We start from the raw sequence: 18,084 nt of genomic DNA, 5'->3' as shown, positions 1-18,084 counted from the left end.
GACCGGGTGGTCCCGCCGCCCTTATGCGTTGTTTACGATGCGCGCTATGGCCAGCCTCAAACAACAGCCGCCGCAGATCCGCTGGGAGAACCGCACTCAGCGGCCGCTCCTTGCTCTCGCGGTCGTCTTCGCCGTCGCGTATGCGGTGCCGATCGTGGCGCCGGACGCCCCGCAGGGCTTGCAGGACGCGTGCCGGTTGGCGGAGAAGGTGGTCTGGGGCGCGTTTGCCGCCGACTACCTCGTTCGTCTCGTCCTGACGGAGCACCGGCTGCACTTCGTACGGCATCACTGGCTGGACCTCGCGGCCGTGGTGCTGCCGCTGCTGCGGCCCTTCCAGCTGCTACGGGTCGTCTCCACGCTGATGCTGGTAGGGCGGCGGGCCCGGATGGCGACACAGATCCGGCTGACCACGTACGTCAGCGGTGCGGTCGTGGGGCTGCTGATCTTCGGATCGCTCGCGGTGCTCTCGGTGGAGCAGAAGACCGGGAACATCAAGACGCCCGGTGACGCGGTGTGGTGGTCGTTCACGACGATGACCACCGTCGGCTACGGCGACCACTCGCCGACGACGGGTCTGGGGCGGCTGATCGCGGTCGGGCTCATGCTCTCGGGGATCGCGCTGCTCGGTGTGGTCACGGCGAACATCGCCGCGTGGTTCATGGCCCGTTTCGAGCAGGACGATGCGGAGGAACGCCGGCAGACGGCGGCGATCCTCGAACTGACCGATGAGGTCAAGGCGTTGCGCGCCCAGGTGGCGGCGCTCTCGGGTGCGTCTTCGGGTGCGTCTTCGGGAGCCCCTTCAGGAGCCAAGGGGACGACAGCGGCGGCCGGCGCCCCTTCCGCTCCTACGCCGGCCACGCTGCCGTCGCCCTCGGGGCCCGGGCCACGGACCTAGCAACGGGCTCTCAGAACATCCCGTTGCCGGGGCCCGCGGCACCGGCGATCCATGTCAGCGCGAGGACGGTGTCGATCGCGCCGAGCACCACGGCCACCAGCGCCGGAAGGCGGTGTCCGCCGTCCCAGCGCCGGCCCATGGCGAGCCATCCGCAGATGATCGCGATCGGGCCCAGCACGATGCTGAGTGCGAAGAATCCCGCGATCGCGCAGATGACTCCGATGATTCCCAGCGTCGCGCGATCCGGCCCGGACCGGGACCATGTGCGGCCTCGTGTGCGGGGGCGCCTGCGCGTGCTGTGTCCGAAGCCCGCCATCATCACTCCCTGCCTTGGTGGACGGGGCTTGACGTACGAGTGCCCCGCTCCGGCAGTTCAAGTCATCGGCGACAGGCTCCGATTGACACAGCGGCCGCGGGGCTAGCTCTCCCAGATCTTGAACGCCCTGACCTTGTACGGCGATTCAGGGGCCCACGTGCCGCCCCCACGGCCCGGGTAGGTCTCGAAGTCGCCCGTTTCCTCGCACTCCGCGGACTGGTACGTGGTGACGGGGCGGGCCGTGCGGTTGGCGAGGGCCTGGGCGCTGCTCCCCTCCGGCAGCGCCGTACAGGCCTCGCTCGTCAGCTCCGCCAGTTCGTACGTGGTGCGGTCGCCGGTGTAGTCGGGTGCCGTCCACAGGCACAGCTCCCCCGGCCCGCAGCCCGACGGCCCCGGTGGTGCGGTCGCCGCCTGTGCCGTGGCTGCGGCTGTGGCTCCGGCGAGTGCGGCGACGCCGAGCGCGGCCGCGGTGATGGTCGTACGGAGCTGGGTGCTCTTCGTGCGCATGGTGGTGAACCCCCGTGTCGTGCCGATCAGTTGGCGCAACTCTGACCTGCGCCGGGAGCGGCCGGGAAGGGAGTTCCGCGGCCGTCACCCTGATAGGGGAAATCCCCGCCGGGCGACCCGGCGGGGATTTCGGCAGCTGCTTCGCGTGCGGAACGTCAGATGTGACCGACTCCCGCGCCCGCCTCCGCGTTGGCGCCGCGCTTGGTCAGCAGGGCGACCAGGATCGCGAAGGCGGCGACACCGGCGGCGGTGAGGCTGGCCAGGCCCATGCCGGACATGAAGGTGTCGTGTGCCACGTCGGTGATCTTCGCGGCGATCTCCGGCGGCGTGTTCGGCGGTACGGGCGCCGCACCCGACTGGACGGCCTCGGCGGCCTGGCCCATCTGCGCCTCGGGGATCGGCGGCAGACCCGCGTCCGCCCAGTTGTCGGCGAGACTGTTGTCGACCTTCGAGGCCATGATCGCGCCGAGCACGGCGGTGCCGAGGGCGCCGCCGATCTGCATCGCGGCCTGCTGCAGACCGCCCGCGACGCCGGAGAGCTCCATCGGGGCGTTGCCCACGATGACCTCGGTGGCACCGACCATGACCGGCGCGAGGCCGAGACCGAGCAGGGCGAACCAGATCGACATGGTGAGGCTGGAGGTGCCGGTCTCCAGCGTGGACATGCCGTACATGGCGAGCGCCGTCACCGCCATACCGCCGGCCAGCGGGATCCGCGGACCGACCTTGGTGATCATGACGCCGGCCAGCGGCGAGCCGACGATCATCATGCCGGTGAGGGGCAGCAGGTGCAGACCGCTGTCCACGGGGCTCATGCCGTGCACGTTCTGCAGATAGAAAGTGACGAAGAACAGGCCGCCCATGAAGGCGATGGCCATGAGGACCATCAGGACCACACCGGCGGACAGCGGAACGGAGCGGAAGAGCTGCAGCGGTACGAGCGGCTCCTTGGCCCGCGTCTGCCAGAAGGCGAAGAGCGCGAACGCCACGAGGGAGCCGCCGATCCAGGCCCATGTGCTGGTCGAACCCCAGCCCCACTCGGGCGCCTTGATGACGGCCCACACCAGGGAGAACATCGCGACGGAAAGCAGCGCGATGCCGAGGAGGTCGAACGAGCGCGGCGCGTTCTCGGCCCGGTGGTCCTTCAGGATCACCACACCGAGCACCACGGCGATGATGCCCACGGGCACGTTGATGAAGAAGACCGACTGCCAGCTGACGTGCTCGACGAGCACGCCGCCGAGGATCGGGCCGCCCGCGGTGGAGGCACCGATGACCATGCCCCAGATGCCGATGGCCATGTTGAGCTTCTCGGCCGGGAAGGTGGCGCGCAGCAGGCCGAGCGCGGCCGGCATGAGCAGCGCGCCGAACAGGCCCTGGAGGACACGGAAGGCGACGACGAAACCGACGCTGTTGGAGAAGCCGATGGCGCCGGAGGCCACGGCGAAGCCGACGACGCCTATGAGGAAGGTCTGCCGGTGGCCGAACCGGTCACCGAGCTTGCCCGCGGTGATCAGCGTGACCGCGAGGGCGAGGAAGTAGCCGTTGGTGATCCATTGGATCTGCTGCCAGGTGGCACCCAGATCCGACTTGATCACGGGGTTGGCGATCGCGACGATCGTGCCGTCGAGGGCGACCATCATCACGCCGATGGCCACGGCGAACAGGGTGAGCCAGGGGTGGCCGCGCAGCCCCTTGGCCGTGGTCGGTTCCGAGGTACTCGCCGGGGAATCGGGGGCCTTGCCGGCCTTGTCGACGGTGGTCTGACTAGTCATGGAGAAAAGGCTAGTGACAGTCGCTGACAGTTGACAACGTCAGCCACTAGTCGGTAACTGTCACGTTGCTCACAGGTAATCTGAGCCGAGACGTGAAGCCCGGCAAACGGGAAGAAAGAGGGCCGTGGAGTGACAGGGCGTGGAGTGACTCCGGGGCTGCCGGGGCTGCGCGAGCGCAAGAAGCAGCGAACCCGGGACGCGCTGGTGCGCGCCGCGATCGAACTCTTCACGACCCAGGGATACGAGCGCACGACCGTCGACGAGATCGTCGCCGCCGTCGATGTCTCGCAGCGCACCTTCTTCCGTTACTTCGCGGGCAAGGAGCAAGTGGTCTTCGCCGTACAGGAGATGGTCGAGGCCCGCTTCGTCGAGTCGCTGCGCGGCCGCCCGCCCGAGGAGTCACCGTTCGAGGCGCTGCGGCGCGCGGTGCTCGACGCCTGGGACTCGATCGGCGAATCCATCGAGGAGTTCGTGCCGGTGGAGATGTACATGCGGGCGTTCCGCATGATCGAGTCGACGCCCGCGCTGCTCGCCGTACAGATGAGGCGGACGGCCGAGACCGAGGAGGAGATCGTGCGGATCGTCGCCGCACGGGAGGGCCTCGACCCCGAAGAGGATCCTCGGCCCTGGGTGGCGGTCGCGGCGTTCAGCGGCGTGATGCAGCTGGCGGGGCGGCGCTGGGGAGCCGGGGAGGAGATCAGCGTGGAGTCCATGCGACGGCTCACGGCGTCTCTGCTCGAACGGCTGGAGCCCTCGCTGGCCGAGGACTGGCGGCGATGACCGTCGACCGGACCGGTGACTGGCGGCCGGTGACAGGCGGCCGGTGACCGCCGACCGGTGACAGGCGGCCGGTGACAGCGCGGCGGTCGCCGCACCCCGCTTCGTACGCGAAACGGAACGGATGGTTACGTTCCGTGAGCGGCGAAACCACCGAGTGCCCGCTTTGGCCCGATCATCCGATACGTAACGTGATCCGCGCCACGGTCCGTGCGGTGGGCCGTCCGGTTCTCCTAGGGTGGCCGGATCGTGACTTCTTTCGACTCCACGCCCTCGCTGAACATCTGGCGCGCCCTCCTTGCCGTTGCCGTTGTCTTCGTCATGCTGACGGCCACCGGCTGGACCGCGGTCCGCAGCAAGGGCGGGTCGACACCGCTCGAAGCCGCGCTCGCCGCCTGGAACCGCGGTGGCATCGACGGCCGGGATCTGCCCGATCCCGAGGCGCCGGCCACGCGGATCTCGCGCTTCTTCGCCACGCTGAGCAACGCACAGCAAGATCGCCTGGCCGAGCGCTACTCCTTGGTCGTCGGGAACCTCAACGGCGCACCGGTGACTCTGCGTTACGCGGCGAACCGTCACTCCCTGCACAAGGCTGTCAAGGCCGAAAGGGAGCGGATGAACGACACACGCCTGTCCGACACGGGAAGACGCGACGCGGGACGCCGTATGCACCGCTTCGAATCCTTCCTGAAGCCCGGCCGCGACCTCCTCGCCTTCGATCCGTCCGGCCGCGGGCGGGTGGCCGAGGTGCTCGGCAACCTCGAGAAGGCCGAGCGGGTGTCGGTCGTCGTGCCCGGTGTGGACACAGACTTGCTCACGTTCCAGAAGACCTTCGGGCGGTACTCGGCGACGTCCGGCATGTCCCGCGCGCTGTACCGCACCCAGCGCGCCGAGGACCCCGACACCCGTACCGCCGTGATCGCCTGGGCCGACTACACGGCGCCCGCCGGTGTGGGCATGGACGCCTTCACGGTCCGGCGCGCCGAGGACGGGGCGCTGCGGCTCAACGCCATGCTCCGCTCACTGCCCGGACAGGCGCCGACCGCCCTGTACTGCCACAGTTACGGCTCGGTCGTCTGCGGGCTCGCCGCGCGTGAACTGCCGCCACGCGTCGGGGACATCGCGGTCGCGGGCAGCCCTGGAATGCGCGCCGAGACCGCCGCCGACCTGGGAACTTCCGCACGGGTGTGGGCAATGCGCGACGAAGACGACTGGATCGCGGACGTCCCGCATCTGGAAGTCGGCAGTTTCGGCCACGGCGTGGATCCGGTGTCGGCCGGGTTCGGGGCGCGGGTGCTTTCGGCCAAGGACTCGGTCGGGCACACCGGTTACTTCGAGCCGGGCACGGAGAGCCTGCGCAATTTCGCGCGGATCGGCGTCGGCCGTCTCGACGAGGTCAGCTGCGCGGATGACGGGGATACGTGCCGCGCTCACGTGTGAGGCCGCGCGGACGGGGCAGGGTCCGACCGGCGGGAACGGACGGTGTCCCGCGGCGCGGTGCCGCGGTCCGGGAACGGAGCGTCCCCGTCCGCGGGCGGAGCTTCCCGTTCCGGGTCACTGAGAGCAAGAGCTGCGGTCCCGGACCTGGCCGACGCGCGTAGAAGAGCGCCGGGACGGGAAGACGCCGGAACGTATCGAGGGGGGACGTACAGGCGCATGCCGCATACGATGAGCCGCATGGGTGACGTACTGGCCGGATTTCATGCCGCCTGGGAGTTCGACACGGACTCCGTGCTCATCCGCTTCGAACGGGGGATCAGGACACCGAAGCTGTTCCATGCGCTCGGTGAACGCCGCATCCCCCACGAGGCGTTGGCGGATGTGACCTTGGCCCCGGGTAAGAGGGGCACGGTGGTGCTGCACGCCGTACCGAGAGCCGGCGCCGATCCGCTGATGGAGGCGGCGGCCGGGCAGCTCAAGGACGGCTGCGATCCGTACCGCCTGGTGCTGCCGGCCGAGCGCGAGACGCTCGCCGAGTACTACCGCGACGAGCTGCGCGCCGTCCTGCCGTCCTCCGAGGGGCCCGCCGACCGCTTCATGGTGGATGCGCCTCAGGGACCGCTGCACTTCAAGGCGTACGACGGGAAGGCCTCGTTCGACGGGAAGGCGGTGAGCTTCCGCTGGTTCTGGACGGGGGCCTCGTCGGCGAAGTGGAAGGCGGGCGACCAGACCTTCCCCGTGTCCGACCTCAGCGGTGTCGAGTGGCGTTCGCCGGAGATCTTCGACGGCTACATGCGGCTGATCCGCCGGCCCGGTTCGGTCGTCCAGCCCGCGCAGGCCGATCAGGATCCGGCCGCGGTGGTCTTCGGGCTCGGGTACGGACCGGTGCACGAATCGCTGCCGTTCGCGGCGGCGGTGCTCGCGACCGTGCGCGCGCGGGGTGCGACGGCCATCGAGGACGCGCGGCCCTCGGGGCGGCGGGATCCGGCGGACATCGCGGAGCGGATCCGGCATCTCGGGGAACTGCACGGGGCGGGGCTGCTGACGGATGAGGAGTTCTCCGCGAAGAAGGCGGAGTTGCTGGCGGAGCTTTGAGCCTGGTGGGGCGTTGAGCGCGGTGGGGCTGTGAGCTGGTGGAGCTTTGAGCCCGGTGGGGCGTTGAGCGCGGTGGAGCTTTCAGGGGTACGGAGTGTCGGCCGGGCTCGGGTTCCTGGCGGCGCCCCCGGTGGCGCTGGGGCCGGAGGTAATACCGGGGTATGAGGTCAGGTCCGGCTCTGCGGTATGACGCGAGAGGCGCGGCTTCCTGCCTACGCTGATCAGGCCATGAATGACGCGCAGCAGTCCTCGACCGACGAGACCACCGACCAGCCCGGACGCCGGGCACGACGGTGGCTGCCACGCCTGCCCTGGAGGCGGGCGGCGGGCGGGGGTCCGGCTTCGGGTGCGGCGCCCGATCCGGACCCGGTCCGCCTGGACAAGACGGCGGACGGTCCCTGGCCCGCGGTGCGGGACGGGCTGCGGGAGTTCGGCATCGCGCTGACCACCCCCGCGGCCGCCGGGCGCGCTCCCCTCGCGCAGGCGCAGAAGGGCTGGGTCCGGGCCACTCCGTATGTAGTGGTGTTCGCCTTCGTCGCCGCCCTGCTGCCCACCACCGTCACGGTGCTCATCCAGGACTACGGGATGAACGGCGGCATGGCGGGCGGCCTCGCCGTCGCCCAGACCTTGCCCCTGCTGCTCGCCCTGACCCGCCCCCTGCACGCGTGGTGGGTGATCTTCCCCGCCGATGTGATCGGTGGTCTGGCGCTGTATGCGGGCAAGCATGTCGACGGGCGGTCCTGGCCGTGGACTCCCATGATCATCGTCGGTTATGTGCTCCTGATGGTGCTGCTCGGTCTGCGCGAGAGCCGCCGGACCCTGATCGCGATCTTCCTGGTCACCGCGGCGGCCGGGGTGTTCTTCGAGCAGCTCTCGCAGACGTACAGCGACGGCTCCTGGGTCCTGATGCTGGTTCTCGCCGGGGTCACCCTGGTCGTGACGTACGCCCTGCGGCTGCGCGGTGAGGCCCAGGCGAAGCTGGCCGAGCAGGAGACGATCAGCGAGGCGGAACGGGCGCAGCGCACGCTGCTGGAGGAGCGGGCGCGGATCGCCCGGGAGCTGCACGACGTGGTGGCTCACCACATGTCGGTGATCACCGTGCAGGCGGACACGGCCAAGTACCGGCTCCCCGGGCTTTCGCCCGAGGTGGAGAAGGAGTTCGGTGAGATCGCCGCCGCCGCGCGCGAGTCGCTGACCGAAATGCGCCGGCTGCTCAAGGTGCTGCGCAATGAGGAGGCGCAGGCCGAGCGCACCCCGCAGCCCGGTCTGAACCGGCTGCACCAGCTGGTCGAGGCCACCCGTCGGGCCGGCGTCCAGGTGGCCATGACGCCCGCCGAGGCTCGTCTGCAGGAGCTGGTCACCGGGGTCCCGCCGGCCGTGGACCTCTCGGCGTACCGCATCGTGCAGGAGGCCCTGTCGAATGTGATCCGGCATGCGCCCGGCGCCCTCGCACGGGTCGAACTCGACGTACACCAGCGCGAGTTGATCCTGTCCATCGTCAACGGGCCCGCCCAGAAGCCACGTTCGGCCCTGGAGACCTCGGGCACCGGGCATGGTCTGGTCGGCATGCGTGAGCGCGTACGGTTGACCGGTGGCTCTCTCGACGCGGGCCCCGACGCCGGCGGCGGTTTCCGAGTCGAGGCCCGGATTCCACTGCACGAGAAGGACGGGGAGCCGCCCGCGGAGGGCCCCTCCCGGCCCGCGCGGGACACCTCGCGGTCCGAGCAGGACACCTCGCGGTCCGAGCAGGACACCCCGCAGTCCGAGCAGGACACCTAGCTGCCCGAGAAAGGCACCACTCCTGTGACCATCCGCGTACTCATCGTCGACGACCAGGCCATGGTGCGGGCGGGCTTCGCCGCGCTCCTGGCCGCGCAGAGCGATATCGATGTGGTCGGGCAGGCGGAGGACGGTAAACAGGGGGTCGAGCTCGGCCGCTCCACCCATCCCGACGTGGTCCTCATGGATGTGCGGATGCCCGAGATGGACGGTCTCGAGGCGGCCAGGCGGCTGCTCGATCCGCCGCCGGGCGTGATCCACCGCCCCAAGGTCCTGATGCTGACCACCTTCGATGTGGACGACTATGTCTACGAGGCGCTGCGGGCGGGGGCGTCCGGATTTCTGCTCAAGGACGCGCCGCCGGACGATCTGATCTCGGCGGTACGGATCGTCGCGGCCGGAGAGGCGCTGCTCGCACCCTCCGTCACCCGCCGGCTCATCGCGGACTTCGTGAAACAGCGGCCGGTGCAGCGCAAGGACCCCGCCCTCAAGTTGAACGGTCTGACGCCGCGCGAGGCCGAGGTGCTCGAGCTGATCGCGCGCGGGATGTCCAACCAGGAGATCGCCGGTCATCTGGTCCTCGCCGAGCAGACCGTGAAGACCCATATCGGCCGGGTCCTGTCCAAGCTGGATCTGCGCGACCGGGCGCAGTTGGTGATCTTCGCGTACGAGGCCGGGGTTGTCGTCCCTGCCAGGGGCGACGAATAGGAGCTCCTGGAAACCCCGGGCTACCTGGCACACAAGAACGCTCCCCCATCGGCACGCCCCTGACAGGCCTCCCCCACTAGACCCCCTAGTACTGGGGTATCAGCCGCGGTTTGGCTCCGCAGTGTGACGCCCTGCCACCCACCGTCTTCCTACCTTCCCTCCGTCAGCAACACGGCGGACGGATGCGAAGGGGAGACCGGTCATGCGGCTTCAGGCTTGGAAGGCACGCGGCAAGAGGACTCTGGTCGCGGCCGCCCTCAGCGGGATGCTGGTCGCGGGCACCGCCGGCTGGGCCGCGGGCAATCAGCAGACCCCGGTGACCGGCCCCGTCCCGGGCGCCAGCTCCTGGCGCGCCGACCGCGCGCTCGGTCATCAGCTGCCCGACCCGGCGACGGCGAAGCCGGCCGAAGTGGCCGCGTTCTTCCGCTCGTTGAGCACCGCACAGCAGCAGGAGCTGCTGGACCGGCACCCGTTGGTGGTCGGCAACCTCGACGGTGCACCGGTGGAGCTGCGGTACGAGGCCAACGCACGGGCCCTGCGGGAGGAGGGCGCCAAGCAACTGCGGCGCGCCCAGGACCGGACGCTGCCCTCCCGTGACCGCGAGGCGGCCCGCGACCGTGCCGACCGCTATGACGCACTCCGGGCGGACGGCCGGCAGATCATCGCCTTCGACCCGCGCGAGCGCGGCCAGGTCGCCGAGGTGTACGGCACGTTGGACGGCGCCGCGCATGTGTCGGTGATCGTGCCGGGCTCCGATATCGATCTGAACAGCTTCGACCGCGAGAAGGACCCGTACGGCACACCGACGGGGATGGCCCGTTCGCTGTACGCGGCCACCGGGCACCGCAGCGCGGTGATCGCCTGGGCCGGGTACACCACGCCGGTCGGGATCGGCCCGGACGCCGCCACCGGACGGCTCGCCGAGGCGGGTGCACCGCGCCTGGCCCGCTTCGTACAGGGGCTCGACGCCGCGGGCACACCCGACCCGGTGCTCTTCTGCCACAGCTACGGCTCGGTGGTCTGCGGCGAGGCGGCCCCCGAGCTGCCCGCCGCCGATCTGGTCGTGGCCGGTTCGCCCGGGATGCACGCGGACGACGTCGCGGATCTCCACACCGACGCGCGGGTCTGGGCGGCCAAGGCCCAGGGCGACTGGATCGACGACGTACCGAACGTGGAGCTCTTCGGCATCGGCCACGGCGCCGACCCGGCCGACCCGGACTTCGGTGCCCGCACCGTGCCGACTGCCCAAGTCGACGGCCACACGGGCTACTTCGAGCCCGGCACGGACTCCCTGCGCGCGTTCGCGCGCATCGCTCTCGGCGAGCAGACCTGAGCCCGTCGCGGCTCCGACCCCCCGTACTTCTCGACGACTTGAGGACACCGTCATGACCAGCACCGCACTCGCCCCACGACCAGTCGACCCGGAGTCCCGGTCCGGCTCCGGATCCGGCTCCCGGTCCGGCTCCCGTCCGGCCAAGGCCCTCGGCGCCCTGCGCAAGACCGCCACGAGCATCGACGCCCGTACGCCGGACCATCGCGACCGCGCGATCGACGGGCTGCGCGCCCTCGCGCTGCTCGCGGTGCCGATCGGGCACTGGCTGCTCGGCGGCTTCCGTGTCGACGGCGAGGGGGCACTGCGCAATGCGAGCCCGCTGTCCGCCTTCGAGTTCTTCGCGCCCATGAGCTGGGTGCTGCAGATGCTCGGGATCTTCTTCCTGGTCGGCGGATACGCCTCGGTGCTCTCGTACCGCCGCTCCCTGGCGCGCAGGGAGTCCTCCGGACGCTGGCTGCGCGGACGGGTGGCCCGGCTCGGGCGCCCGGTGCTCGGGGTGACCGCTGTGTGGGCGGCGCTGATCCCTGTGCTCTACGCACTGGGCGTGCCCGGCACGACCTTGCACACCGGGGCGACGCTGGTGATCCAGCCCTTGTGGTTCGTCGGGGTGTACACCGTGATCACGGCGCTCACACCGTTCTGTGTGCGGGCCGCCGAGCGCCTCGGCGCATGGGCCGCGGCACCGCTGCTCGCCTCGGTCGCGGTCGTGGACTTCCTGCGCTACGGGCCGTTCGCGGAGTCCATGCCGTCCTGGCTGAGCATGCTGAACATCCTGCCCGGCTGGATGTTCGCCTACCAACTGGGCGTCAGCTGGGGCGAGAAGAAGATCGGCAAGCGGGGCGCGTGGCTGCTGCTCGTCGGCGGTACGGCGCTGTTCGCGGCGCTGCTGCTCGCCTTCCACTACCCGGCGTCGATGGTCGGCGTGCCGGGTGAGGCCCGCACCAACTCGCACCCGCCGTCCCTGCTTGTGCTCGCGCTGGCCGCGGCGCAGAGCGGCGCCGCGATCCTGCTGCGTGACCGCCTCGGCAAACTGCTCCGGCGTCCCGCGCTGTGGGCCCCTGTCGTGATCATCAACCTGTCGGCGATGACGATCCTGTGCTGGCACCAGACGGCGATGTTCGGTGCGGCGACGCTCGGTTCGTTCATCGGCCCGATCGGCGGTCTGACCACGGCGCCGGACACGCTCGGCTGGATCGCGGCGCGGATCGCGTGGCTGCCGGTGTTCGCGGCGCTGCTGGTCCTGATCGGCCGCTGGGCGCGGCGGTTCGAGGCGCCGTGGCAGGCGGGCTCGCGTGCGGCGAACGTACGGCGTGCGGTGGCCGGTCTGCTCGCGGCCTCCTTCGCGGTCTTCGCCCTCGGGCTCGCGTGATGACGGCCCCCGGAGCCGGCGCCTGCGGCCGGCCGTACTGATGGCGGCCCAGGGCGACGCCCGCGCCACCAGCCGGCTGGTGCCGGTCCGCTGTCAGCGGACCGGCACCTGCCCGTCGTACAACAACTCAACAGTGGATGGGAGTTGACGGCCCAGTGCCCACCCCCGCCCCCGTGGTCGCTACTCGCGGCCGGCCGAGGTGAAGGACATGTCCGCGTAGCGGCCGCCCGCGACCTGGCCCGCGATCGGCTCCAGGAGTTCGAGCTCGGACGGGGTCAGGATCAGGTGGGTGGCGCCGGTGTTCTCCTCGATCCGGGTGCGCTTGCGGGTGCCGGGGATCGGCACCACGGTCAGGCCGTGCACCTGGGCCCGCTGCTGCACCCAGGCGAGGGCGACCTGGGCGGGTGTCGCGTCACGGGACTCGGCGACCGAGCGGATCGGGGCGAGCAGGGCGGCGTTCGCCGCGGCGTTGTCGCCGCTGAACCGGGGCATCGTGCGGCGGAAGTCCGAGGCGTCCAGGTCGCTGTCCGCGTTGGCGAAGGAGCCGGTGAGGAAGCCCCGGCCGAGCGGCGAGTACGGGACGAGGGCGACGCCCAGTTCGGTGGCGGCGGGGACCACGTGCTGCTCGATGTCGCGGCTGAACAGCGACCACTCCGACTGCACCGCCGCGATGGGGTGGACGCCGTGGGCGGCGCGCAGTTCGTCGGCGGTGACCTCGCTGAGACCGAGGTGCTTGACCTTGCCCTCGGCGACGAGTTCGGCCATCGCGCCGACGGTCTCCTCGATCGGCACGGTCACATCGCGGCGGTGCATGTAGTAGAGGTCGATGCTCTCCACGCCGAGGCGGCTCAGGCTGCCCTCGATGCACTTGCGGATGTACGCCGGGGAGTTGTCGATGCCGCGCTTCAGCGGGTCGTCGGGGTCGAGGACGATGCCGAACTTGGTGGCGAGCACGATCTCGTCGCGGTGCTCCTGGACGAACGGGGCGAGGAACTTCTCGTTCTCGCCGGCGCCGTACATGTCGGCGGTGTCGAAGAAGGTGACGCCCAGACCGAGGGCGTGGTCGAGGGTGGCCCGTGCTTCGTCGGCGTCGGTGGGCCCGTAGGCGAAGCTCATGCCCATGCAGCCGAGTCCCTGGACGGAGACCTCGGGACCGCCGGTGCCGAGCTGTGCCTTCGCGATGGTGCTCATCAGGTTCAGGACCTCTCCGGCGCCGCAGGGGCGCCCGCGTAGAACTCGATCTTGTAGTCGAGGACGGCCAGCGTCCCCTGGAGCTCCGCGATCCGCGTCAGAACGTCGCGCCGCGTGCTCTCCAGGAGCTGTCGCCGCTCCTCGAAGGTGTGGTCGCCCTCGCGGACCAGCTCGGCGTAGCGGACCATGTCCGCCACGGACATGCCGGTCAGGCGGAGCTTGCCGACGAAGGTGAGCCAGTCCAGGTCGCGGTTGGTGAACCGGCGCTGGCCCGTGTGGGAGCGGTCCACGTGCGGCATCAGACCGATCCGCTCGTACCAGCGCAGTGTGTGCGCGGTGAGCCCGGTGTACTCGGCGACCTCGCTGATCGTGTAGCGGTCCTGGCCCTCGGGGCGCGGATGGGGGCGCGGGCCCGAGGCGCAGACGTCGACCGGGGCCGCGGGTGAGGTCGTCTCGAGTACTGGTACGGGGGTGCTCTCCATCACCGTCATGCCCCCACGCTAGAACCTTGGAGTGCACTCCAAGCAAGCCATATCGGCAGGAGTTCACGGAGCGGACGGGGTTAGGGTGCCCGGCATGGTCACATCCCGCCTCGCCACGCCCGATGATGCCCCTGAACTGGTACGCCTGCGCAAGGTGATGCTCGACGAGTACCTCGGTGTGCAGTCGGACACCGCGTGGATGGCGGTCTCGGTGGAGGTCCTGCGCGCCAAGCTCGTGGGCGAGGAGGGGCAGCTGGCCGCGACCGTGGTGGAGCGGCCGGACGATCCCGGCCGGCTTGCGGCGTGCGCGGTCGGGACCATCGAGTACCGGCTCGGCGGCCCGGAGAATCCGCTGGGGGCCAGTGGTTATGTCTTCAGCGTGGCCACGGATCCGGAGCTGCGGCGGCGGGGCTACTCCCGGACCTGCATGGAGGAGTTGATCGCCTGGTTCGGGCGGCGCGGGGTGCGCAAGGTGGATCTGCGGGCCTCCGATGCGGGCGAGCCGCTGTATGCGTCGCTCGGGTTCGCGCGGACTCCGGATCCGGCGATGCGGTTGGTGCTCTGACGTTCCGGGACCGCCCGGCTTCCCGGACGGCTCCGGATCGCCCGCGGACCGGGCCCGGCACCCCGGGCGGCTCCGCATTGCCCGGGACCGTACGCTCGTAGCCATGCAGAGCCTCGCCCTCATCGAGAACTGGCCGGTCCCCAGCGCGGCGGCCGGGGTCGTCCGCGCGGACGGGACCGTCGTCGGCACCCACGGTCCGGTGGCGCAGCGCTTCCCGCTGGCCTCCGTGACCAAGCCCCTTGCGGCGTACGCCGCGCTCGTCGCGTACGAGGAAGGGGCCGTCGAGCTCGACGAGCCGGCCGGGCCCGAGGGGTCGACCGTGCGGCATCTGCTCGCGCACACGAGTGGGCTCGCCTTCGACGAGCACCGCGTGATGGCCCCGCCCGGAACGCGGCGGCTGTACTCCAACGCGGGGTTCGAGGTGCTCGGGGATCACATCGCCAAGGCGACGGACATTCCGTTCGCGGAGTATCTGCGCCAGGCCGTGCTCGAACCGCTCGGGATGACGCAGACGTCGCTCGAGGGTTCGCCGGCGAAGGACGGGGTGTCGACGGTCTCGGATCTGCTGAAGTTCGCGGCTGAGGTGCAGGCGCCGCGGCTGCTCGACGCGCGGACCGTGCTCGATGCGATGTCGGTGGTGCATCCCGGGCTTTCCGGGATCCTGCCCGGGTACGGGCATCAGAAGCCCAATGACTGGGGGCTGGGGTTCGAGATCCGGGACTCCAAGGCGCCGCACTGGACGGGGGGTTCGTCGTCGCCTCGGACGTTCGGGCACTTCGGTCAGTCGGGGACGTTCCTGTGGATCGATCCGGATGCTGCTGCCGCGTGTGTTGCTCTCGCGGGTCGGGCGTTCGGGGCGTGGGCTGTTGAGGCTTGGCCTGCCTTTACGGATGCGGTGCTTTCGGAGTTGGGGGGCCGTTCGCTCTGAGGTCGGTCCGGCCTGGCCTGGTCCGGTCCGGCCTGGTGTCGGGTGCGGCCCCCGTCCCTCGCCCGACCCACTAAGGCCGCACATCCCGCACCTCACTCGACCCACTGAACCCGCACCCCCACCCACCTCGCACCCACCCCCCTGAGCCCACCCTTTCCGTCCCCAAACCCCACCCCCGACCACACCCACCACTCCCGACCACCCCCACCCCAGAAGCCGCCGTACCCACCCAGGGTGGATACCCGCCGGGACGTCGGAGGGGCTGAGTAGGGCTCAGGATTCGGATCCGTCTCACGGTGGATGTTCGGTCGTGGGCGGGCGGCTAAGTTGGCCGGTATGGCTGACATAGTCCGCGCCACCCGGGCCGATGTTCACGCGCTGGCCGATGTGCTCGCCGACGCCTACGAGGACGATCCGATCTGGGAATGGCTCGTGCCACGGGATCGGGTGCCGAGGCTGCGCAGGTTCTTCAGGGATCTGCTGGCCATGCAGGCCGACCGCGAGCGTCTGTGGACCGATATCGACCGGACCGTCGCCGCCGTGTGGTGCCCGCCCGGCGAGTGGAAAGTCGGGGCGGGCGATCTCGTACGGAACCTGCCGGTGCTCGTGCGGACCGGGCGGAGCCGACTGCCGCTTCTGCTCGGGATGTTGCAGCACATGGAACGCAAGCACCCCGTCGAACCCGAGCACTGGTACCTGGAGTTCATCGGGACGCATTCGTCCGCGCGCGGGACCGGACGGGGATCCATGGTCCTGGGAGCGCTGCTCGACCAGGCGGACGCCTCAGGGCTCCCCGCGTACCTCGAGTCGAGCAACGAGCGGAATCTCAGCTTCTACAAGCGGCACGGCTTCACCGTGCAGGAGGAGATCACCTACCGGTCGAGCCCTCCGATGTGGCGGATGTGGCGCGAGCCCCAGCACGGAACAAAGGGCTCCTAGCCCGCGAACTCCCACACCAGCACCTCGGCCCACCCCCGCAGCGCCTCCAGCTCCAGGGACGGCTCGTCCACCAGGCGTACGGAGTCACCCGGTCGCAACTCCACACCGCCGAGCCGGACTTCGCCCCGTACGACATGGACGTACGCGAACGCGGCGTCCGGCACCGCGGCACGTTCCGCGGGGCGAAGGCGGCGGACGTGGAGCAGCGCGCCGGCCGCGGGGACCGCGTAGGGCGTGGAGTCGGCGATACCGCGGACGATCTCGTACGAGGGGTCGCCGCCGGCCGCGGTGGGCGCCAGCCACATCTGTACGAAGACCAGGCACGAGGCGCCGTCGTTGCGCTCGACGTGGCGCACTCCCCCGCCCGCGCTGAGCCGCTGCAGATCGCCGGGCTTCACCACGGTCTCGTTGCCCTCGGAGTCGCGGTGGGTCAGAGTGCCCTCGACGACCCAGGTGACCAGCTCCGTATGGCTGTGGGTGTGCTCGTCGAAGCCGGCGCCGGGCGCGAGGTGTTCCTCGTTGCAGGCGATGACCGGTCCGAAGCGGAGATTGTCCGGGTCGTAGTGGGCCCCGAAGGAGAACGCGTGCAGCGACTCGATACCACTCGCCGGCTCCCCGCCGCGGTACCGGTCGCCGGAGCGCCGTACGTCCATCACGGACCCCACCGTAGCTGCCACAAAGGCGCATGGTGACCGGTCGGTCGGGGACCCGCCACTTAGCCGAGCCGCCCCGATAAGGCAGTCTTGTCCCGTGCCCGAACCCGCAGCGAACCCAAACCCCGACTCCGGAGCGCCCCCGGCCGGCGCCGGAGCGCGCCCGGCCCATCCGCACATCGCCACCCTCAAGCGCCTGGAGAAGTCGTCCGGCAGCCTGGCCGCGCAGGCCATCGCGCGCATGGACGAGACGCTGCCCTGGTACCGGGCGATGCCGCCGGAGAACCGTTCGTGGATCGGTCTGGTCGCGCAGGCCGGTATCGCCGCGTTCACCGAGTGGTTCCGGCACCCCGACGCCCCGCAGGCCATCTCGACCGATGTCTTCGGTACCGCGCCCCGCGAGCTGACCCGGGCGATCACGCTGCGCCAGACCGTCGAGATGGTCCGTACGACGATCGAGGTCATGGAGTCCGCGATCGACGAGGTCGCGGCGCCGGGCGACGAGTCGGTGCTGCGCGAGGCGCTGCTCGTGTACGCCCGGGAGATCGCCTTCGCCACCGCCCAGGTCTATGCCCAGGCGGCGGAGGCCCGGGGCGCCTGGGACGCGCGGCTCGAGTCGCTCGTCGTCAATGCCGTGCTGTCCGGCGAGGCCGACGAGGGCGCCGTCAGCCGGGCCGCGGCGCTCGGCTGGAACTCGCCGGAGCATGTCTGCGTCGTCCTCGGCACGGCACCCGACGGAGACAGCGAGCTCACCGTCGAGGCCATCCGCCGGGCCGCCCGGCATGCGAAGCTGCAGGTCCTGACCGGTGTGCTCGGTGACCGTCTGGTCGTCATCGCAGGTGGCAGCGACAATCCGCTCGCCGTGGCGAAGGCGCTCATCGGCCCGTACGCGGCCGGTCCCGTCGTCGCCGGGCCCGTCGTCCCCGACCTGCTCGCGGCCACCAGGTCCGCGCAGGCCGCGGCCGCCGGACTCAAGGCGTGCTCGGCCTGGCAGGACGCCCCGCGCCCCGCACTCGCGGACGATCTCCTTCCGGAGCGCGCGATCGCCGGAGACCCGGCGGCGCGGGAGCAGTTGGTGGAGGAGATCTACAGACCGCTGGAGGAGGCCGGCTCCGCGCTTCTGGAGACCTTGAGCGTCTATCTGGAACAGGCGAGCAGTCTCGAAGGCGCGGCCCGGATGCTCTTCGTGCACCCCAACACCGTCCGCTACCGGCTGCGACGTGTGACAGACGTCACCGGCTGGTCGCCCTCGGATGTCCGCTCCGCGTTCACGCTGCGTATCGCCCTCATCCTGGGGCGTCTGGCCGACGGAGATCCGCAGTCCTAGACTTT

General features: G+C 70.6%; 18 protein-coding genes. 12 read left to right on the top strand and 6 right to left on the bottom strand.

Annotated elements, in window-relative coordinates; translation table 11 throughout:
• Window positions 1–46: 46 nt before the first annotated feature.
• The gene (locus tag ABT367_RS19945) at window positions 47–895 is read left to right on the top strand and encodes a potassium channel family protein (protein WP_352254410.1); all 849 of its coding nucleotides are present in this window, start codon (window positions 47–49) and stop codon (window positions 893–895) included.
• 10 nt (window positions 896–905) lie between these two features.
• Here the strand turns inward: ABT367_RS19945 and ABT367_RS19940 are convergent, their stop codons facing one another.
• From ABT367_RS19940 to ABT367_RS19930, 3 genes are all read right to left on the bottom strand, one after another.
• Window positions 906–1,214, bottom strand: coding sequence for a small hydrophobic protein (locus ABT367_RS19940; RefSeq protein ID WP_352254409.1), 309 nt, complete (start codon window positions 1,212–1,214; stop codon window positions 906–908).
• A gap of 99 nt (window positions 1,215–1,313) precedes the next feature.
• On the bottom strand, window positions 1,314–1,718 hold the full coding sequence (locus ABT367_RS19935; RefSeq protein ID WP_352254408.1) for a peptidase inhibitor family I36 protein: 405 nt from the start codon (window positions 1,716–1,718) through the stop codon (window positions 1,314–1,316).
• Window positions 1,719–1,873: 155 nt separating this feature from the next.
• Complete coding sequence (locus tag ABT367_RS19930; protein ID WP_352254407.1) at window positions 1,874–3,493, bottom strand: MFS transporter; 1,620 nt, start codon at window positions 3,491–3,493, stop codon at window positions 1,874–1,876.
• A gap of 129 nt (window positions 3,494–3,622) precedes the next feature.
• On the opposite strand from ABT367_RS19930, the gene ABT367_RS19925 reads away from it, so the two are divergent.
• The 7 genes from ABT367_RS19925 to ABT367_RS19895 all read left to right on the top strand — a co-directional run bounded on the left by ABT367_RS19925 (window position 3,623) and on the right by ABT367_RS19895 (window position 11,994).
• The gene (locus tag ABT367_RS19925; RefSeq protein WP_352254406.1) at window positions 3,623–4,273 is read left to right on the top strand and encodes a TetR family transcriptional regulator; all 651 of its coding nucleotides are present in this window, start codon (window positions 3,623–3,625) and stop codon (window positions 4,271–4,273) included.
• Between the two features lie 246 nt (window positions 4,274–4,519).
• Window positions 4,520–5,710 carry an alpha/beta hydrolase gene (locus ABT367_RS19920; RefSeq protein WP_352254405.1) on the top strand — a complete coding sequence of 397 codons (1,191 nt, stop codon included), beginning with the start codon at window positions 4,520–4,522 and terminating at the stop codon, window positions 5,708–5,710.
• Between the two features lie 237 nt (window positions 5,711–5,947).
• Complete coding sequence (locus ABT367_RS19915) at window positions 5,948–6,805, top strand: DUF4429 domain-containing protein (protein ID WP_352254404.1); 858 nt, start codon at window positions 5,948–5,950, stop codon at window positions 6,803–6,805.
• 228 nt (window positions 6,806–7,033) lie between these two features.
• A complete protein-coding gene (locus ABT367_RS19910) occupies window positions 7,034–8,584 on the top strand; it encodes a sensor histidine kinase (RefSeq protein WP_352254403.1) in 1,551 nt (516 codons plus the stop codon).
• Between the two features lie 24 nt (window positions 8,585–8,608).
• Window positions 8,609–9,292, top strand: a complete 684-nt coding sequence (locus ABT367_RS19905) for a response regulator transcription factor (RefSeq protein ID WP_352254402.1) — start codon at window positions 8,609–8,611, stop codon at window positions 9,290–9,292.
• Window positions 9,293–9,494: 202 nt separating this feature from the next.
• Window positions 9,495–10,625: an alpha/beta hydrolase gene (locus ABT367_RS19900; RefSeq protein ID WP_352254401.1), complete on the top strand. Its 1,131-nt coding sequence runs from the start codon at window positions 9,495–9,497 to the stop codon at window positions 10,623–10,625.
• Between the two features lie 52 nt (window positions 10,626–10,677).
• Window positions 10,678–11,994, top strand: a complete 1,317-nt coding sequence (locus tag ABT367_RS19895) for an acyltransferase family protein (protein WP_352254400.1) — start codon at window positions 10,678–10,680, stop codon at window positions 11,992–11,994.
• Between the two features lie 180 nt (window positions 11,995–12,174).
• Here the strand turns inward: ABT367_RS19895 and ABT367_RS19890 are convergent, their stop codons facing one another.
• Complete coding sequence (locus ABT367_RS19890; RefSeq protein WP_352254399.1) at window positions 12,175–13,185, bottom strand: aldo/keto reductase; 1,011 nt, start codon at window positions 13,183–13,185, stop codon at window positions 12,175–12,177.
• Window positions 13,186–13,190: 5 nt separating this feature from the next.
• The gene (locus ABT367_RS19885; RefSeq protein ID WP_352254398.1) at window positions 13,191–13,676 is read right to left on the bottom strand and encodes a MerR family transcriptional regulator; all 486 of its coding nucleotides are present in this window, start codon (window positions 13,674–13,676) and stop codon (window positions 13,191–13,193) included.
• 85 nt (window positions 13,677–13,761) lie between these two features.
• Here ABT367_RS19885 and ABT367_RS19880 point away from each other — a divergent pair, with 85 nt between their 5' ends.
• From ABT367_RS19880 to ABT367_RS19870, 3 genes are all read left to right on the top strand, one after another.
• On the top strand, window positions 13,762–14,232 hold the full coding sequence (locus ABT367_RS19880) for a GNAT family N-acetyltransferase (protein ID WP_352254397.1): 471 nt from the start codon (window positions 13,762–13,764) through the stop codon (window positions 14,230–14,232).
• A 103-nt stretch (window positions 14,233–14,335) separates the two neighbouring features.
• Window positions 14,336–15,160 carry a serine hydrolase domain-containing protein gene (locus ABT367_RS19875; RefSeq protein ID WP_352254396.1) on the top strand — a complete coding sequence of 275 codons (825 nt, stop codon included), beginning with the start codon at window positions 14,336–14,338 and terminating at the stop codon, window positions 15,158–15,160.
• A 336-nt stretch (window positions 15,161–15,496) separates the two neighbouring features.
• Complete coding sequence (locus tag ABT367_RS19870) at window positions 15,497–16,099, top strand: GNAT family N-acetyltransferase (protein ID WP_352254395.1); 603 nt, start codon at window positions 15,497–15,499, stop codon at window positions 16,097–16,099.
• Here the strand turns inward: ABT367_RS19870 and ABT367_RS19865 are convergent.
• Window positions 16,096–16,755 carry a pirin family protein gene (locus ABT367_RS19865; protein ID WP_434975500.1) on the bottom strand — a complete coding sequence of 220 codons (660 nt, stop codon included), beginning with the start codon at window positions 16,753–16,755 and terminating at the stop codon, window positions 16,096–16,098. The two genes, ABT367_RS19870 and ABT367_RS19865, sit on opposite strands and share 4 nt — an antisense overlap.
• A 94-nt stretch (window positions 16,756–16,849) precedes the next feature.
• Here ABT367_RS19865 and fasR point away from each other — a divergent pair, with 94 nt between their 5' ends.
• Complete coding sequence (fasR, locus tag ABT367_RS19860; protein ID WP_352254394.1) at window positions 16,850–18,079, top strand: fatty acid biosynthesis transcriptional regulator FasR; 1,230 nt, start codon at window positions 16,850–16,852, stop codon at window positions 18,077–18,079.
• Window positions 18,080–18,084 lie beyond the last annotated feature (5 nt).

Source organism: Streptomyces mesophilus (assembly GCF_040300965.1).
In the GTDB taxonomy this organism is placed as follows: Bacteria; Actinomycetota; Actinomycetes; order Streptomycetales; family Streptomycetaceae; genus Streptomyces; species Streptomyces mesophilus_A.
This window is presented reverse-complemented; position numbering and strand designations above follow the sequence as displayed.